This is a genomic window from Pseudomonadota bacterium (assembly GCA_030860485.1).
Taxonomy (GTDB): domain Bacteria; phylum Pseudomonadota; class Gammaproteobacteria; order JACCXJ01; family JACCXJ01; genus JACCXJ01.
Genome location: JALZID010000253.1, coordinates 1 through 15,982 on the forward strand (window position 1 = coordinate 1; position 15,982 = coordinate 15,982).

The following is a 15,982-nucleotide window of genomic DNA, read 5'->3' on the forward strand; positions in this document are numbered from 1 at the left end:
AAGTCAGCAATGCTGAATTGGCCACGGTCCAGCCCACGCCAGACGAATTCCACGGCGAATGGAACTACAGTATTCATCCCACACCAGCCCGATAATTGTTCAAGTTATTTATGCTAGATGCCTTAGCCCCTGAGGGGGATCGTTTTGTCCCATGGGACTATCAGCTTCGTAACTACGTCGTCAGAGAGTAGGCCCCCCTACTATTTTATTCGGTAGTAATGAAGCAACACTACTTGTAGTCCGCCTAGCGCCTTGATTGCGCGAATGAGAGTAGGTGCATTCGGATATTGTAATCGCTCGTGCTTTATCTTGTACCAAAGGTCCACCAATCTGGTGCAGATGATATTGACGAACCTTCCCATGGGGTGAAGCCCAGCGAGAATCGCGGCATAAGCATGTCCATAGTAGCAAAACTCGGAAATCTGCTTGTTACGCATGTGAAGTAGTCATGAATCGAAGGTTCTGGGGTGTATAAAATTGAATGCGCAAATCCTCTGAAAGCATTCTCTATCTCGGTTGCCGCAACTAGAATGATGCAAGTGTTGTGTTCGGTCTGATGGCCATCGCGCAATTGGTGCGGCTAGTGATACGCCCAGAGGTGCTCGTGGCCGGGCATTCGATGCCGTTGTGGGCAAGCGTGCTGGCGGGGTGGTCTGAGCATTTGGATGTGGAAACTCGCTCGCACGCCGACCAAATGAACGAAAGACCCCGAACTACGCGAACTACGTTAACCTGACTCCCTTTCCCGCCTCTGAACGGCGGCGAGGAAGCCGCGCAGGATGTTCAGTTCCTTCTGGTCGAGGCGGGCGCGGTTGAACAGGCGTTTCAGACGGTGCAACAGCCGGCCCGGCTTCGCCCGGTCCAGGAACCCGACCGCCACCAGGGTCTCTTCCAGATGGGCGTAGAGCTGCCCGAGCTCCTCGGCGGTGGCGGAACGCGCCTCCGGCCGGTGGCTCCTCGGCCCCCCGTCCAGGGCGGCCTGCCGGACCTCGTAGGCCACGATCTGGACCGCGGCCGCGAGATTCAGCGAGCTGAAATCCGGCGCCGTAGGGATACGCACCATGAGCTGGCAGCTCTCGAGCTCGGTATTGGCGAGCCCGGAATGCTCCGGGCCGAACACTAGGGCCACCTCCCCGTGCCGGGCGGCGTCGAGGACCTGTGCCGCCGCCGCGCGCGGGCCGGCCTCGGGCCAGGCAATGCCGCGCCGCCGGGCGCTCGTGCCGACGACCAGGCCGGAACCCGCGAGGGCCTCGGGCACAGACGCATGCACGCCGGCATGATATAAAACATCGTCGGCACCCGCGGCCATGGCCGTGGCCTCGGCCGAGGGGAAGCGGCTCGGGGCGACCAGGCACAGGCGCGTGAGGCCCATGGTCTTCATCGCCCGGGCACACGCCCCGATGTTGCCGGGGTGGGTCGGCCGGACCAGGACGACCCGCACCCTCGACAAGGGCCCGGGCCCGATCGACGCCGCACCCGCGGAGTTACTCAGAGACACACCTATGCACCCGATGCTCAACATCGCCGTCCGTGCCGCGCGCCGCGGGGGGGACATTATCGTGAGGCACGTCGATCGCGTGCAAGGGCTGAAGATCGACACCAAGAGCCGCCACGACTATGTGAGCGAGGTGGACAGGCTGGTCGAGGCGGCCATCATCGACACCCTGCGCAAGGCCTACCCGACCCACGGCATCCTCGCCGAGGAGAGCGGCCTTGAGGGTCCGGAAGACTGCCTGTGGGTCATCGACCCGCTCGACGGGACTACCAACTTCCTGCACGGCTTTCCGCAGTTCGCGGTGTCCATCGCCTTCAAGCGCAAGGGCGTCTTGGAGCAGGCGGTGGTCTATGATCCCTTGCGCGGGGAGCTTTTCACCGCCACCCGCGGCGAGGGCGCCATGCTCAACGACCGCCGGATCCGGGTGAGCAACCGCGCCGGCCTCGACGGCGCCCTCATCGGCACCGGTTTCCCGTTTCGCGGCCTGGAGCGCCTGGACGCCTACCTCGCGGCCCTCAAGGCCGTGATCCCCTTGAGCGCGGGGATCCGGCGGGCCGGCGCCGCGGCCCTGGACCTGGCCTATGTGGCCTCCGGGAGGCTCGATGGGTTCTGGGAGATCGGACTCAAGGAATGGGACATGGCGGCGGGCGCGCTCCTGATCCTGGAGGCCGGTGGCCTCGTCAGCGACGACTTCGACCGCTACGACTATCTCACGAGCGGCAACATCGTCGCGGGCAGCCCCCGGGTCCACCGCGACCTCTTGAAGACCCTCGATCCCTTCCGGCTTTCCGGCCCTCTCCCCTAGCCCGCAATTTCTCACCACCACCCTGCTGCGACCGCCGAGGCGGCGGGCCGTGGTGAGCGGTCCGGCCTGGCGCCTCACCCCCTCACCCGCGCCGGCTGGATTCAAGCATTCGTCCCCAGGACCGCTAAGAGCAACGCACCGAGCGGTTCCCCGCGAAGGACTCGCAGGAAGCCACGGTGCAGGTAGGGATGCTCCCTGTCCAGGGATGGACCCCCCACCCTTCCGGGTACTGCCCTTCTCCCCCGCGATCCCACCCGACCCGAGCACCTGACCGGGCGCGCCTTCCGGCTCGCCCTTCCAGTCGGCTCGACGTAGTGTCAGCTACGCCTTCGCGTCTTTCAGTCCGTGCGGCCCCAGAGACCGGCGCCTCGGCGGTCTCGCGACGAGCCGTGGTGAGAAATGCGGGCTAGCCCGCTCCCCTCGTCCCCGATCCCACGCCCTCGGCGGCGATGCGCGCGCGCCAGGCGCGGCTCTGGCCTAGGATGGCCTCTGCATCGAGCGTCGTGAAGCCCCGCGCCGCGAGCAACCGCCGCCCGGCGACCCACACATCGGTCACGCACTCCCGCCCGGCGGCATAGACGATCTGGGAGATGGGGTCGTAGACCGGCTCGGTATCGATGCCGCCGAGATCGATGGCCACCAGATCGGCGCCCTTGCCCGGCACGAGCGAGCCGGTGAGGTCCTCCATCCCCAGCGCCCGGGCGCCGGCCAGGGTAGCCATGTGCAGGGCCCGCGCTGCCGGGACGGCACGCGCCTCGCCCGCCTGAGCCTTGGCGAGCAAGGCCGCGGTACGCATCTCGTTCAACAGGTCCAGGCGGTTGTTGCTGGCCGCGCCATCGGTGCCGAGCGCCACGTTCACCCCGGCAGCCTGCAAGGCGTGCACGGGACAGAAGCCGCTCGCGAGCTTCAGGTTCGAGCTGGGGCAGTGGATCACGTGCACGCCGTGCTCGGCGACCAGGGCGATGTCGCGCGCATCGAGCGCGGTCATGTGCACCGCTTGTAGGCGGGGCGACAGGAGTCCGAGCCGCTTCAGGCGCACGAGCGGCCGCTCGCCACTCGCCGCGAGCGCCTCATCGACCTCACGGGCGGTCTCGTGGACGTGCATCTGGATGGGGACATCGAGTTCCTCGGCGAGCGCCGACACCCTTTGCAATGTATCGTCCGAGACCGTGTAGGGCGCGTGCGGGGCGAAGGCCGTGCGCACCAGGGGATGGCCGCGATAGGCATCGTAGACCGCCGTGCCCTTGCTGAAGTATTCGTCGGTGTCTTGCGCCCAAGGGGTCGGGAACTCGATGATGATGAGCCCGACCGTGATCCGCACGCCGACCTCCGCCGCCACCACCGCACCCTGGTCGGGGAAGAAGAACATGTCGTTGAAACAAGTCGTGCCCCCTGCGATCATCTCCGCGATCGCATGCCGCATCCCGTCGCGCACGAACTCCGGATCTACGAACCGGCGCTCGGCAGGCCAGATGTGATGCTCGAGCCAGTCCATGAGCGCCAGATCGTCGGCCAGCCCGCGGAACAGGACCATAGGGGCGTGGACATGGGCATTCACCAGCCCCGGGATCAGGGCATGGCGATCCAGGAGCTGTGCCTCGCGGGCGCGATAGCGCGCCGCGGCCCGTGCGCTCGGCAGGACGTCCACGATCCGGCCGCCATGGACCGCGAGCGCATGGTCGGGGTAGACCGCGCCCTCGGGCTCGACGGGGATGACCCAACGGGCGTGCAGGAGGAGGTCGATGGGCGTGGTCATCATATCGATGAAACGGGGCGCTGGGCCGAGATTCTATAGGAACCACCGCAGATCTCGCGAGGGCATGATCGCCAACCGACACGAGACGGTACCCGACCGGGTACGGGCACTGCTTTGGCGCGACGGGGGGCTCGGGCTCCTCGATCAGCGCCTCTTGCCCCAGCGCCTCGAGTACCTGTGGCTGTCGCATCCCGCCGAGATCGCGGACGCGATCCGCCGGATGGTCGTGCGCGGGGCGCCGGCCATTGGCATCGCCGCCGCCTACGGCGTCGTGCTCGCCGCGCGCGCCGCCTATGCCCGGAGGGGAGAGCGCTGGCGAGAGGACCTCGGCACCGATCTGGACGCGTTGCGCGCGGCTCGGCCCACGGCCGTGAACCTCGGCTGGGCCCTCCGGCGCATGGAGGCGCAGTGCGGGAGGCAGAGCGGCGATCCGGAACCGGGCCTGCTCGCCCAGGCGCAAGCGATCCACGCCGAGGACATCGCCGCCAACCGGCGCATGGGCGAGCTGGGTGCCGCGTTCCTCGGGAGAGGCTCGCGCGCCATGACCCATTGCAACGCCGGCTCGCTCGCGACCGGGGGTTTCGGCACGGCCCTCGGGGTAATCCGCAGCGCCTGGGCAGGCAGGGCGCTGACCAAGGTCTATGCCGCCGAGACCCGACCGTGGTTGCAGGGGGCGCGACTCACCGCTTGGGAATTGCGTGAGGACGGCGTGCCGGCGACCCTCCTCGCGGACGGCGCGGCGGCCGATCTCATGCGCCGGGGGCTCATCGATTGGGTGATCGTCGGGGCCGACCGGATCGCGGCCAACGGCGATGTCGCCAACAAGATCGGGACCTATGCCCTGGCGCTCGCCGCCCGCGCCCATGGGGTACGGTTCATGGTCGCGGCCCCGGTCTCGACCATCGACCTCGAAACCCCCGACGGCGGCGCCATCCCCATCGAGGAACGCCCGGCCGAGGAACTGCTGGCTTTGGGCGGACAACGGGTGGCGCCCGAGGGCATCGATGTCTGGAACCCGGTCTTCGACGTCACCCCCGCAGCACTCATCGATGTGCTCGTGACCGAGCGGGGCGCGCTCGAAGCGCCGGGCCCGCTTGGCATCGCGGAGCTCTGCCAAGCCGCGTGAGGTCAACCGCCGGCGGATTCGCCACCGATGGGCCCAAGGTGCGCTTCGCCGGCTGCTGCAAACCCGTGCCCGACGACCCGATCCGGGGCTAACTCACCGAGGGTCAGGGCATCGCCATCCACCGCCGCGAGTGCGCCAACCTCGGGCGGCTCGCCGAGGCCGTCCCGACCGGCTCATCGACGTCGCCTGGGGTCTGCACCGCGGCCGGTGCTACCGCGCCGAGATCATGGTGGACGCCGACGACCGGCGCGGCCTCCTGCGCGATGTCTCGGGTGCCGTCACGGGTGAGCACATCGACATCCTGGCCGTCAACACCCTCTCCGACCGCAACACCGAGACTGCCCGCATGACCTTCGTGGTCGAGATCGAAAGCGCCGACCAATTCGATCGCGCCATCCGCCGCATCACCCCCGTCCCCGGCCGTGCTCCGCGCCTCACGGAAGCGCTGAGTCGTTACGCGAGCCGGGGCTCGTGCTTGATTTGGTAGGCCTCAATCGCCTACGCCCCCGTCTTTGTAACCCTTTCCGAGCAAGCGGCAACCTTTACCGCCCACGCGCTCCATTGGATGCTTCGACGGTGCCAGACGTAACGCTAGAATCAATGGTTTAAGGGTCCCGTTGCACCTGGCATAAACGTTGTTGCGATCCAAATTCACAAGCGCATTTTGTGTTAGACTACATTGGAGGACGATCATGCACACCAAATCGACTAGCTCACCCGGCCAGGAAGGCGTAGACATCGTAGGTGCACGGGACTTTAGTTCAGGGCCTGGTCCGGAGATCATGGCCGCGGATACCCTAGAGGGCGATACCGTCGTCAACAGGCAGGGCGAGACGCTCGGCGAAATCAAGCATATCATGATCGACGTACCGCGAGGGCGCGTGGCTTATGCTGTGCTGTCCTTCGGTGGGATCCTTGGGGTCGGAGATAAGCTATTTGCGATTCCCTGGAGCGCTTTTACGCTCGATGCGGGTAATCATAACTTTATCCTCGATGTTCCCGAGCAGCGGTTGAGGGATGCACCTGGATTCGACAAAGACCATTGGCCTGCGATGGCCGACGAACGCTGGGCGAACCAGGTTCATTCCTATTACCATGCTCGCCCGTACTGGGGGCAGTAACCGGCTTACACGGTGTCTGGATATCCAATAGTACCGGAGAGTGCCGGTTTTTAGACCACGAAGAGCAAGGTATGTTATGCCGAGAGGTGATAAATCGACGTATACGGACAAGCAGAAACGGCAGGCGCAGCATATTGAAGAGGGCTACGAGCAACGCGGCGTGTCGGAAGGGGAAGCCGAACGCCGCGCGTGGGCTACGGTCAACAAAACATCCGGCGGCGGAAAAAAGAGCGGATCGGGTAAAGGCAAGCCCACCAACAAAGGTCCGACCAGGAAAGGTGGCCGCTTGGGCGGCGCGACGTCCGCCGCTCGCCCAGCGGCAGCGCGGTCCGCCTCCGCCAAAAAGGCGGCAGCGACGCGCGCGAGGAGGGCCAAATAGCAAGGCGACCTTGGTGCAGACCGGAGATCCAAACGCCGCACGGCGGGGGGTGTATCGTCGAATCGAGTAACAAAGGCAGAGCACGGCGATCGGGTTGGCCCGACGCGCGGAGGAACGCGATAATAGAGTGCTCTCAGACTATTGCCAGTATTTATCGAGATTGTAATTTGTGGAGGTTTGTTATGTGTGCGAAAAGATGGGTGCTTTTATCCCTGTGTTTGCTGCTCGCGCCGGCGAGCCACGCTGCAGGCGAGAGCAAGGCCGCCGGCGAGGGCCAAGCGACCGAAACGAGCGCGGACAAAGCCCTCGTGACCCGCATCCAGGACGCACTGCGTAAGGACCCGGGGCTCGGGGACGCGACGAACCTTTCGGTCGCTGCCAGGGAGGGTGAAGTTACGCTAAGCGGATCGATCGCGAATACGGCCGAGGCGGAACGAGCGATTCGAATTGCGCGCGGTGTTGAAGGGGTGCAGCGGGTAGAGGACAAGCTGGTGCGCGAGAGTAAGGCCGATGTGCCTGCGACCCCCCATCAGTCCACCGTCATCGATGCCCCGGTGGACAATAACGCCGAGACCGACACGCCACGCGCAAAGTAGCCGTGTCATTGACTGTGGATCCAACCGCGTTAGCCACTTATGCTCGGCGTATTGGTGGTCGCGCTGACCGGCTTACCGGGCAAGAAAACGGGCAAGCAGTGCGCCACGCGGCGCCAGCAATGACGGTGTCGTGCGCGTTGCGGGGGTGTGACGCTTTCCAATCCCGATCGGGGTGCTGTACGCGGATCAGGGGATCACCAGGACCGCCGTCTTCGAATACTTCAAATCGATTTACGCTACGCCCACTCCTTACGAGGCGTTGATCTCCCCCGCACGCAGCGGGCGGCCGGGGAGTTTGCCTGCTTGGCGCGCCGAGGACACCCGCGCTTTATGCGCTCGGCGTCCGTGCCTTGCCTGTGCTGGTCTTTTGCGTGGTGGCTCAGGTCGGATCGACGCTTCCTTTGGCGATCATCCGCAGGGCGGTCCTGCTCGGGATGAAGAAATAGTCGCCGCCGCGGGTCTCCACGAGGCGGGGGATCTTGTTGACAAAATACGGGGGTTGGCCAGATTTCGGATCAGCGTGGATCACCATCTTGCTGGGGCAGTCGGCATTATGGTTCCCGAGTAGCACATCCTTGTCGCTGCCTTCCTTGGAGTCATTGGCATAGTTGATCCACTGCTGCTGAAGGAATTCGAATTGGCGCTCGATGCTGGTGTTCAACGCCATGAAGATGACGCCGTGATTGCCATCGTCCCGGCTGCGATCCCGCACCACACCGTAGGGTAGGCCCCGGCGCAGTATACGCCGCCGATCGTCCAGCGCTCCCGGCGTATCAAAGGCGCCGTCCTGGCCGAACTCCAGAGAGCCGCGCGGGTTGATGCGACGGATGTGCGCGCCGATGGGACAATTGTATCCCATGAGGTCGAAGCGAAAATCCGCGAGCATCATATCCTGTGTTCGCTCGTCGGCGGCGGCAAATCGCTGGTCCCATGCGGCCTTGCTCGCGGCATCCGGCGTATTGATGACCGGTGCGCCGTTGTCCCGCCAGCGTCCGGAGAGCTTGGCCGCCAGCAGTTCCCTGCCGCCGGGGAATGACTCGGCGTGCGCATCCAAGAGTCGCTCGAAACTAGCAACGTTCTGGTGCAGCTTGCGGTACACCATGAAGGTGCCGTTACGGGCAAGCAGTATCGGCGCGGGCGCCGGGGGGTATTCGCGGGCCTCGTCGGGATGGCCGAGTAGGAACTCGCCCGTCTCGAGCCGCGCCCATCCACCCTCTCGGGTGAGCTTGCCGCGGCCGGCGACGCGATACTCTTCGGTGATCTGGCCTTCGAATACCGGATCTCCGATCCCATCGGTATAGCCGAAGTGCTCCTTCGCGCAGGGCTCACCGTTTTCGTAGAGTGCGGAGGCATCCTGAAAGGGGAGATCCTCCTGGCCGTCATCGCCGCGATGGCCGGTCAGCAGGACGACACCACCATCGCTGACGTCGATCTGGGACATCACCCACTGATAGGACTCCTCGACATACTCGAGCGGTTGCCCGTTCTCGGGCGTCTGCGCGTTAATCGATATCGCGACGTGCACGTCCTTGGCCCAGATCTTATCCCAATGTTCCGGATCGCTCGGCCCATCGTCCCCGAGGATCGCCTTGCGTTCCTTCATCCCCATGACGAATTCCTGGGGGAACCCCGCCAACGAGGCCCTCGCCAGCCCCAAGGCCTTCAAGCCGTTATAGGTAAAGGCGATGTTGATAGGCGCCTTGGGCTTTGGAACGACCCCCTTAGGGGGCGGTCCCCAGCTGACCGAGGTCGTGACCCGTTTGGTGATGGTCCCGACGAAGGCCCTCCCCCTGTCGCCGTCGTCGATACGCAGGAAAAAGAACCGCGCCTTCGGAAAACCGAAGCGCCCGTATGCCCTGATGATGTTGCCTTGTATATCGGGCAGGTCTAGTTGCTGGGTCATGTCGAGGTACTCGCTTTTTTTTCGGGATCCGATTGTCCGGGTCTCCATGTCGGCGCCGCCAGACGATTCGGCTGCACCCGATCGATAAACGCCAGAAAGGCCTCCTGTAGCTCCGCAGCCCCCAAGCCTTGGTGGCTGACGGCGAATTTCACGAACTGCTGCTTCAGGTACAGCGCCTTCAATTGCTCTTCCAGCGAATCGTCGGTCGAACCATTGAAAAATAGATTTGCCGTGAGCTGGCAGCGTTTGATGTAGGCGATGAAACCCTCTGCGTCCTGCACCCTGTCGAAGGCCACGCAATGTTCCCAGATACGTTTGATATCGGCGCTGATGGTCGACCACATCCCGCGTAGATACGTCTCCAGATCGCCATGGAAATTACTCGAGAACACGAGATATCTGGATTTCAGATGGTCTTCCCGAGGAAGCGCCAACAGCCGAAACCGATCCTTGAAAATAGATAGAATATCCAAGAGATTGCAGAACGGGTCACACCCGGGTGTAGACTCGTAAAAGACATCATCCAGGATGAAAAAACGCGCGAAATAGGTCTGCGGCACCTTGGCGAGCGGGCTGTCCTCGCAAACGCCCAGGCCGTGCAGTCGACTTTGCACCTCATCCGCGTAAGAGATTTCGCCGATACACCCGTTCTTAATCGGCGATAAGACCGTCAACGCATAGGCGTTGCCACTGACATTGGCCATACTTTCCCCCTTTATCGAGGTCCTGGGGCATCGAGCAAGCGCCTGGCATCGACCGCTTGTGTGGCCAGGCTCACGATCGGCGCCGGTTGCATATCGCCCAGGTCATATTGCAGCTCGACCAAGAGTGCGTGGTACTTTTTGAGAAACTCTTCGGGGCCCGCATCGCGGACGGCTTGTTCAAAGGTGATCAGCGCCTTTTTCAGGCGTTTGGCGGATTTGACATCGTTGGAGCTGGCGAGCGGATAGGCGTTGTAGTAATGGTCCGTATCGATCTGGTTGTGCCGGATGTAGTCATGAAAGGGGGTCAGGGGCACCGACTTCGGATAGCGAACGTTCTTCTTCCAAAAGAGATCCAGACCGCTTGGGATGGCGAAGGTAAAGGAGTCCACATACTGATCCCAGCTCCCATTGAAGTTGCTGAAGAACAGCATGTAGGAATAGTGCAGGTCTTCCTTAGGCTGACTGGGATCGAGGTGCGGAAACTTCCACCGGTCGATGATGACCCAGCGTGCGTAGTGGATGAGCGATAAGGTGATGAGCCCGCGCAAGCTGCTCGGGTTTTTAGTTGCAGTCCGGAAGATGTACTTGTTGATCCATGCCATGTACCAACGGATCGGCGTGATCACGTTCATGGCGTAGGCCTTCCCCGCTATGTTCGACATGGACCCCTCCTCTCTTAAGACTCTGGAGTTTCAAGGCATAGTTCGGATTTCAATTTGATCCGCGGTGTGTCGACCGCATGCAGCACCTCCTCTTCCCCCGGTTACCCACCGCGGTCACGCGTGCCAATGGATGATCCCGATGGCCTCCCGAGCCTGACTCGCAACTCGATGTAGTGGCCCCCTCATGGCGTGGCGCGGATCTTGGCGCCGGTGATACTTGCTGTTGGAGCAAACCGGCCATTACGGTGCCCTCGATACCTATTGGCAACCATAGCACAAGCAACCCCACGTTTGTAGAGGGCAACCGTTACCGCCGGTACCCGCACGATGATCGCGATGCCGTAGCGGATACCCATGCGCCCGGCTTCCAGCCAGAAGCCCCCTGCTGACGACGCCACGCATGTGTCCCGCGTGGGCCGAGAGTACGAAGCCTGGCGCAAGACCCCGCTGGGTCCGGAGCGCTGGGTCCACGTCTCGGCGGATGGGATTAGTCCGCACTTCGGGCCGAGGAGACGCGGTGGTGTCTTCCGGCCGTCATCGGGTGGACGCACGCGGGGAGAAGCGCTTCCTCGCCATCGAGGACGGTGCGGGAGTCTACCGAGTCGCGGCGGGAGGTGCTCTTAGACCTCAAGAGACGCGGGGTGGAGGCGCCCGCGTTGGCGGTAGGGGGCGCTGGGGAAGGGGTTTCCCGACCCGTGAGCAACGTGGCTTCGTGCACAAGAGATCTAACGGGTGCTGAAACTGTTCACCAAAGTCCGTGCAGCCCAAGGGCCTTGGCCCTGCTGCACGAGATCGGGATGGCCGAGACGCACGCGGCGGCGGACATCGCCTTTGACCGGTTCATCGCCACTACCGAAGCAAGTACCCGAAGGCGGTCGAGTACCGGGCCAAGGGCAGATCGCCGCCTGATCAGCTCGCCATACACGAGATTTGGCGATAGCTCTCCACAATACGGTCAGGGGTGACAACGGCCGTGCTGGAGCGCCACATGGCCCTTGATCCATCTGCCAGAGGTGATTTGGGCACCGGATGCTCGAAGCGCCGCCAGGCGCTGTGCGGGGCGCTCCGGGTGGCGTCCAACCGCCCGTGGCGGTGCCAGATCGCCGTGATCGTGTCCGGGCTCGACACCCCGTCATGGCCCAAGGTCAAAAGCCGCGCGTGCCGCTTGGTCCCAGGTCGGATGCTGATCGCGCAAGGTCAACACCGCATGCTCCACGACAGTCGGCGTTCGTCCAGGCGACGTCTCGAGCGGACGCGATCGATCCAAAAGCCACTCACCACCCCTTCACGAACGCTTCGATCAGCGCGATAGATGTCGCGTTGTCGGGCATGTCCCACATCGGGCCATGTCCGCCGGGGTAGAAGACTGCGTCGAAATCGTCCGCGGACACGTCGCCTAGCTTTTTCGTGTTGACAAGTTCAGCCTGCGCAGCGGTGTCTGTGCGGAAGCGCTTCGTTAATCCGGTCTGGTGTTCGAGCTGATCGCTTCCCGGATCGAGCGGCGGCTGGCCGCCCGTCGGCGAGGCCAGCGTGATCGCCGCTCCGGCGGTCCTTCAGCACGTAATAGGGAGCGGCGAACTCTTCCAGCCCGAAACCAGTTTTTTTCCGGTGTCGCCGAGTTGGTCATGAGACGTGAGCACAATAAGAATCCCATAGCAAACCTTCTGTTTGAGAACCCATCTTGAAACGCCAGTGTACCGCCACTCCGCGACCCGACTCATTCGCTTCTTGCTCCGCCCAACGCCGCAAATCAGCCGCGCGAGGTACGAGCGTCGGTTGCATTTGCTTCGTTAGCCTGGAACAGCCGCTCCTACGATGCAACTAAACTAAGCTGAACGCGGAAAGCACGCACCTGCGAGCAGGTAGACAACGCCCTTGCCCTCTTGCGTTTTCGAGGACGCCCGTCACCAGTGCAAATATTAGCCAACGCAAAACGGCCTCTCGTGGGCTCAATCCAGACTTGGTGACTACTACTACTGCTGCACTACCCCCAAAACCACCCCGATAGCAAGACGCCCCATATCTTGTCGATTCATCGTGCCTCCAGATTTTCCGTCCCTGCGAGAAACGAGCTAATGAGGTCGAGACGTGCTCGGTGGATTCGGATATCCGAGTCCATAAATGGATGCGCATAGTCCGGTCGCACTTCGGTTCGACTCCCCCTTGTCTTCGCAAGATCGATGAGTTCTTGGGAATTCTTTATCGGTACGACTTTGTCTTGGTTTCCAGCGACCAAGAGAAACCGGGACCCGTCCATTGGGAAATTGGCTACCGGATCATATTTCTCAGGGCACCCCAAGTTCGAGACGCGACTGGGAGTCGAATCAATAACAGCGCGATCAAAGGCGATGCCTGATCCGACAACATTGAGTAATATGACGCCACCAAAAGAAATACCGTATAGTAAGCGCTTACCCTTGGTCGATGCACCGATTCGATCGAAGAGTTCTTGGTAGTCACTTACCATTGCCTTGAGTCGGCGCTCTCCTTCTGAGTGTCCGTAACCTCGATAGTCAAAGACGTATGTCTCGATGCCGGCTTGTGATAAGAAGGTGAGACTCGAAAGCAGTTGATCTGCAAGCATCGCGTTACCTTGGGCTACAAGCACAGAGCCGATTACAGCCCCTCCAGCGGCTGTACTACCGAGTTTGTAACCCCTCAAGAGACGACCATCCTTCGTCTTATGCACAATAAGTTCCGCGTTTGGAATGAGGCTAGCGGCTTCTGAATTCGGCTTACCGGCGGCACCGCTCCACATCCAGAAAACAAGCGGCTCTTTGATTGAGCCGCAAACGCTCTGTTCAAGGGTTTCGAATGCGCGGGAATTAGCGCCAATTGTCAAGAGAACAAGTGTAGCTAGCATCATACGAAACAATAGCATGTGAACTTCTCCCTCCTTGCCGTCTCCGAATCCCATTGCTGGGGATAGGCATCGGAATGTTCAGCAATGTAGTTGGCTCGCAAAGGCCTGACCATCGCGATCGGCTGGAGTCCCACCAAGCCGGAGAAGGAATCCGTCTGGCTGGGGTACCTCATGGCACGTGACCTGCGTGAGAGGGAGTAGTGGCTAGAAGGCAGGAAACCGCGAGCGCTATTGCGATCCACTGAGGGATGAAGCTCTGTAGGCTTCGTTGTCGACTCAGGGTCGGCTCCCAGGCGGATCACAAGCTCAGCGTGGCGATGTAAAAGTAATTCATCGGGTCGTGCGGCAGCGTCTCGACACGCACCCGCCCGAAACCGACCGCGCGTAGCATCTCGGTCGCCTTTTCCTTGCCCCACATCGCACCGAGCCCCGGCCCCCCAGCCGCGAGCGAGACCGACATGCAATGCATACAAGAGATTGTGTACAGGAATGGCCCGAAGGGATGTTCGATGTCGGTGTGGACATGACTCGAACCCGAGATGTCCTGCATGAGGAACGTGCCGTTCGGAGTTGTTCGGGCTCGACGCACGTGTCAGCCATGAGGCACGTTCCGCCGGCAGGTGATAGGTTCGATCTTCCGGACGATATTCGACGACGCCCCCGGTCACCATAGCGCCCAACCACTCGCGAACGTAGCGCTCGTTCTGACCCGCCTCAACGGCGATCCGCTCGCTGGTGGCCGCGGGCAGGCGGGACAACACGTCGAAGAGCCCGTTGCGATGACCAATGGAAATCATCAGGGCAAGACCGGCATGATTGAGCGTTTCGACCATCTTCTGACCGAAAGCGTCGATTCGTGCTTGGTCCAATGGAATCGTCATCGGCTTCCTCCGAGCCTATACGGTGTTCCAGCATACGCCCGCTTTAATTCATCAATGTCGATCTTCTTCATTTGAAGCATTGCCTCCTTGGCTCTTTGGGATTTTTCAGAATCGGGGTCACTCATCATCTCGGACAAAACGGTGAGAACAACTTGCCATGAAGCGCCATATTTATCCTTGAGCCAGCCGCACTGCTGTGCCTTTTCATCCCCGCCCTCCGATAGCTTCTCCCAGTAGTCCACTTCTTCCTGCGTCTCGCAATTGACTTGGAACGAGATGGCCTCGTTGAATTTGAACATCGGCCCGCCGTTGAGTGCGGTAAGCGCCTGCCCATCGAGTTCAAATGCCACGGTCATTACCGTTCCCGCCGGTTTTCCGTGGACGTCATGCCCAGCTTCTCCGTACCGAGCAACGTTTACGATCTTTGAATTTCTAAAGATAGCGGTATAAAACTCAACTGCCTCTTCAGCTTGATCATCAAACCACAAACAGGGAGTAATCTTTCGAATGACTTGCATGATGTAGCGGAGGATGCCCTTACGAAACATATAGAGCAGACTGAGCAGACTACTGTTCCGCGGTACCGCGAAATAACGGCCCAAGCAACAAGCAACACCACTGGCCAGGAACTGGCCACCCATTTCACTCTTATTTCCTCGATGCCTTGCGCGGGTCGTCCGCCGGGTTCACGTAGTTGATCTCGAATGGACCCATGCCGGATACCTGAATCACGGTCTCGCCCTTCGCCCAGACGAAGTGTCGCACCGCCTTAGGCGTCACCGCGTATGACCCGACCGGCAACTCACGGCCCGCCGCCGTGTCGAATCTCTCCCCTAACCCCATCCCAAACGTACCCTGGAGGACGACGATCCCCTCGTCCGTCGCGTGCCAGTGCGGCGGGACTCTGTAGCCGTCCGGTAACTTCGCCCGGATGGTGAACGGCGCCCCGGCTTTCGACCGGTCACCCTCTAAGGCGGCCATCTGGGCGCCGGGGGGGAGCGAGGGCGGGGCCGGTCCCCACTTGACCTGATCGGGAGTGACGACCAGATGGGCCGCGTGCGTGCCAGTAGAGGCGGAACCATCCTTTCCCTCTTGACCGGGTTGAGCAAGATCCAGTGAGGCTGCTGCCAGCAGGGCGAGAATTAAGAGGCTCAGTTGATACTTTCTCATAGCTTTGTCTCCTCCTTAGCAGATGTATTGCGGGAACGAGTGGTGTTATTATGCTAAATCTGAGGGCAAGTCAACGGTGATACCGCGCTGCCACACTTAATGTGCGCCAACCGTAATATACCGCCTAGCGAGACATCATGACTTGTGCCGAGCGAGGCTGACCCGCGGCGGAAACGCCGGTTAGCCTCGACGAGGCCAGGGCCGCATAATGAACACATGGTCATTAGTAGCTAACCGGAGGCTGCCATGAAACAGTCTAGAAGCCTGTGTGGGGCGGAAGCCCCGCAGGGTGTTCCGCCGAATGACACGCCACCAAATTATCGTCTCCTATCGCCGACGGCAACGAACCAACCTCACCGGCGCGCCGCTTTTGGGCGCGTCCGGTGAAGCGCCCCGTGTACGCCCGACATGGGCATGAACTTATGGGGTGAAAGTCCCCTGTAGGAGTACCGGTAATGTCCTATTGTAGGACAAATGCAACTACTAGCCGAAGGCAAGGGCAATCCCGCGAGGGGTGGTCT

Annotated in this window: 14 protein-coding genes and 2 pseudogenes; 5 read left to right on the forward strand and 11 right to left on the reverse strand. The window is 61.8% G+C overall.

The window, feature by feature from the left end:
* Nucleotides 1-727: 727 nt before the first annotated feature.
* Nucleotides 728-1,450, reverse strand: coding sequence for an RNA methyltransferase (locus M3461_15595; GenBank protein ID MDQ3775663.1), 723 nt, complete (start codon nucleotides 1,448-1,450; stop codon nucleotides 728-730).
* A gap of 52 nt (nucleotides 1,451-1,502) precedes the next feature.
* Between M3461_15595 and M3461_15600 the strand changes: the two genes are divergently transcribed.
* Nucleotides 1,503-2,300, forward strand: coding sequence for an inositol monophosphatase (locus tag M3461_15600; protein MDQ3775664.1), 798 nt, complete (start codon nucleotides 1,503-1,505; stop codon nucleotides 2,298-2,300).
* 406 nt (nucleotides 2,301-2,706) lie between these two features.
* Here M3461_15600 and M3461_15605 read toward each other — a convergent pair whose 3' ends face one another.
* Entirely contained in the window at nucleotides 2,707-4,056 is a 1,350-nt protein-coding gene (locus M3461_15605; GenBank protein ID MDQ3775665.1) for a TRZ/ATZ family hydrolase, read from the reverse strand.
* A gap of 64 nt (nucleotides 4,057-4,120) precedes the next feature.
* Between M3461_15605 and mtnA the strand changes: the two genes are divergently transcribed.
* The 4 genes from mtnA to M3461_15625 all read left to right on the forward strand — a co-directional run bounded on the left by mtnA (nucleotide 4,121) and on the right by M3461_15625 (nucleotide 7,278).
* Nucleotides 4,121-5,182: an S-methyl-5-thioribose-1-phosphate isomerase gene (gene mtnA / locus M3461_15610; GenBank protein MDQ3775666.1), complete on the forward strand. Its 1,062-nt coding sequence runs from the start codon at nucleotides 4,121-4,123 to the stop codon at nucleotides 5,180-5,182.
* A gap of 130 nt (nucleotides 5,183-5,312) precedes the next feature.
* A complete protein-coding gene (locus M3461_15615) occupies nucleotides 5,313-5,669 on the forward strand; it encodes an ACT domain-containing protein (GenBank protein ID MDQ3775667.1) in 357 nt (118 codons plus the stop codon).
* A gap of 205 nt (nucleotides 5,670-5,874) precedes the next feature.
* Nucleotides 5,875-6,303: a PRC-barrel domain-containing protein gene (locus M3461_15620; GenBank protein ID MDQ3775668.1), complete on the forward strand. Its 429-nt coding sequence runs from the start codon at nucleotides 5,875-5,877 to the stop codon at nucleotides 6,301-6,303.
* A 561-nt stretch (nucleotides 6,304-6,864) separates the two neighbouring features.
* Entirely contained in the window at nucleotides 6,865-7,278 is a 414-nt protein-coding gene (locus tag M3461_15625; GenBank protein MDQ3775669.1) for a BON domain-containing protein, read from the forward strand.
* Between the two features lie 379 nt (nucleotides 7,279-7,657).
* On the opposite strand, the gene M3461_15630 is transcribed toward M3461_15625, so the two are convergent.
* The 9 genes and pseudogenes from M3461_15630 to M3461_15670 all read right to left on the reverse strand — a co-directional run bounded on the left by M3461_15630 (nucleotide 7,658) and on the right by M3461_15670 (nucleotide 15,461).
* The gene (locus M3461_15630; GenBank protein ID MDQ3775670.1) at nucleotides 7,658-9,229 is read right to left on the reverse strand and encodes a peroxidase; all 1,572 of its coding nucleotides are present in this window, start codon (nucleotides 9,227-9,229) and stop codon (nucleotides 7,658-7,660) included.
* On the reverse strand, nucleotides 9,178-9,885 hold the full coding sequence (locus M3461_15635; protein ID MDQ3775671.1) for a hypothetical protein: 708 nt from the start codon (nucleotides 9,883-9,885) through the stop codon (nucleotides 9,178-9,180). Before M3461_15635 ends, M3461_15630 begins: the two co-directional genes overlap by 52 nt.
* Before the next feature lie 11 nt (nucleotides 9,886-9,896).
* Complete coding sequence (locus M3461_15640; protein ID MDQ3775672.1) at nucleotides 9,897-10,547, reverse strand: hypothetical protein; 651 nt, start codon at nucleotides 10,545-10,547, stop codon at nucleotides 9,897-9,899.
* 182 nt (nucleotides 10,548-10,729) lie between these two features.
* Complete coding sequence (locus M3461_15645) at nucleotides 10,730-10,903, reverse strand: hypothetical protein (GenBank protein MDQ3775673.1); 174 nt, start codon at nucleotides 10,901-10,903, stop codon at nucleotides 10,730-10,732.
* A 933-nt stretch (nucleotides 10,904-11,836) separates the two neighbouring features.
* Nucleotides 11,837-12,268 (reverse strand): annotated as a pseudogene (locus tag M3461_15650) (type 1 glutamine amidotransferase domain-containing protein).
* Nucleotides 12,269-12,579: 311 nt separating this feature from the next.
* Complete coding sequence (locus M3461_15655; protein MDQ3775674.1) at nucleotides 12,580-13,464, reverse strand: alpha/beta fold hydrolase; 885 nt, start codon at nucleotides 13,462-13,464, stop codon at nucleotides 12,580-12,582.
* Between the two features lie 244 nt (nucleotides 13,465-13,708).
* A pseudogene (locus M3461_15660) lies at nucleotides 13,709-14,291 on the reverse strand (hypothetical protein).
* A complete protein-coding gene (locus M3461_15665) occupies nucleotides 14,288-14,809 on the reverse strand; it encodes a VOC family protein (protein ID MDQ3775675.1) in 522 nt (173 codons plus the stop codon). Before M3461_15665 ends, M3461_15660 begins: the two are co-directional and overlap by 4 nt.
* A 130-nt stretch (nucleotides 14,810-14,939) precedes the next feature.
* Nucleotides 14,940-15,461 (reverse strand): cupin domain-containing protein, encoded by a 522-nt coding sequence (locus tag M3461_15670; protein ID MDQ3775676.1) that lies wholly within the window; start codon nucleotides 15,459-15,461, stop codon nucleotides 14,940-14,942.
* Nucleotides 15,462-15,982 lie beyond the last annotated feature (521 nt).

Excerpts from the sequence above, each read along its gene's own strand:
- M3461_15600 (MDQ3775664.1), top strand. The coding sequence starts at position 1,503 with ATGCACCCGATGCTCAACATCGCCGTCCGTGCCGCGCGCCGCGGGGGG.
- M3461_15605 (MDQ3775665.1), bottom strand. The coding sequence starts at position 4,056 with ATGACCACGCCCATCGACCTCCTCCTGCACGCCCGTTGGGTCATCCCC.
- mtnA (MDQ3775666.1), top strand. The coding sequence starts at position 4,121 with ATGATCGCCAACCGACACGAGACGGTACCCGACCGGGTACGGGCACTG.
- M3461_15620 (MDQ3775668.1), top strand. The coding sequence starts at position 5,875 with ATGCACACCAAATCGACTAGCTCACCCGGCCAGGAAGGCGTAGACATC.
- M3461_15625 (MDQ3775669.1), top strand. The coding sequence starts at position 6,865 with ATGTGTGCGAAAAGATGGGTGCTTTTATCCCTGTGTTTGCTGCTCGCG.
- M3461_15630 (MDQ3775670.1), bottom strand. The coding sequence starts at position 9,229 with ATGGAGACCCGGACAATCGGATCCCGAAAAAAAAGCGAGTACCTCGAC.
- M3461_15635 (MDQ3775671.1), bottom strand. The coding sequence starts at position 9,885 with ATGGCCAATGTCAGTGGCAACGCCTATGCGTTGACGGTCTTATCGCCG.
- M3461_15640 (MDQ3775672.1), bottom strand. The coding sequence starts at position 10,547 with ATGTCGAACATAGCGGGGAAGGCCTACGCCATGAACGTGATCACGCCG.
- M3461_15645 (MDQ3775673.1), bottom strand. The coding sequence starts at position 10,903 with ATGGGTATCCGCTACGGCATCGCGATCATCGTGCGGGTACCGGCGGTA.
- M3461_15655 (MDQ3775674.1), bottom strand. The coding sequence starts at position 13,464 with ATGGGATTCGGAGACGGCAAGGAGGGAGAAGTTCACATGCTATTGTTT.
- M3461_15665 (MDQ3775675.1), bottom strand. The coding sequence starts at position 14,809 with ATGCAAGTCATTCGAAAGATTACTCCCTGTTTGTGGTTTGATGATCAA.
- M3461_15670 (MDQ3775676.1), bottom strand. The coding sequence starts at position 15,461 with ATGAGAAAGTATCAACTGAGCCTCTTAATTCTCGCCCTGCTGGCAGCA.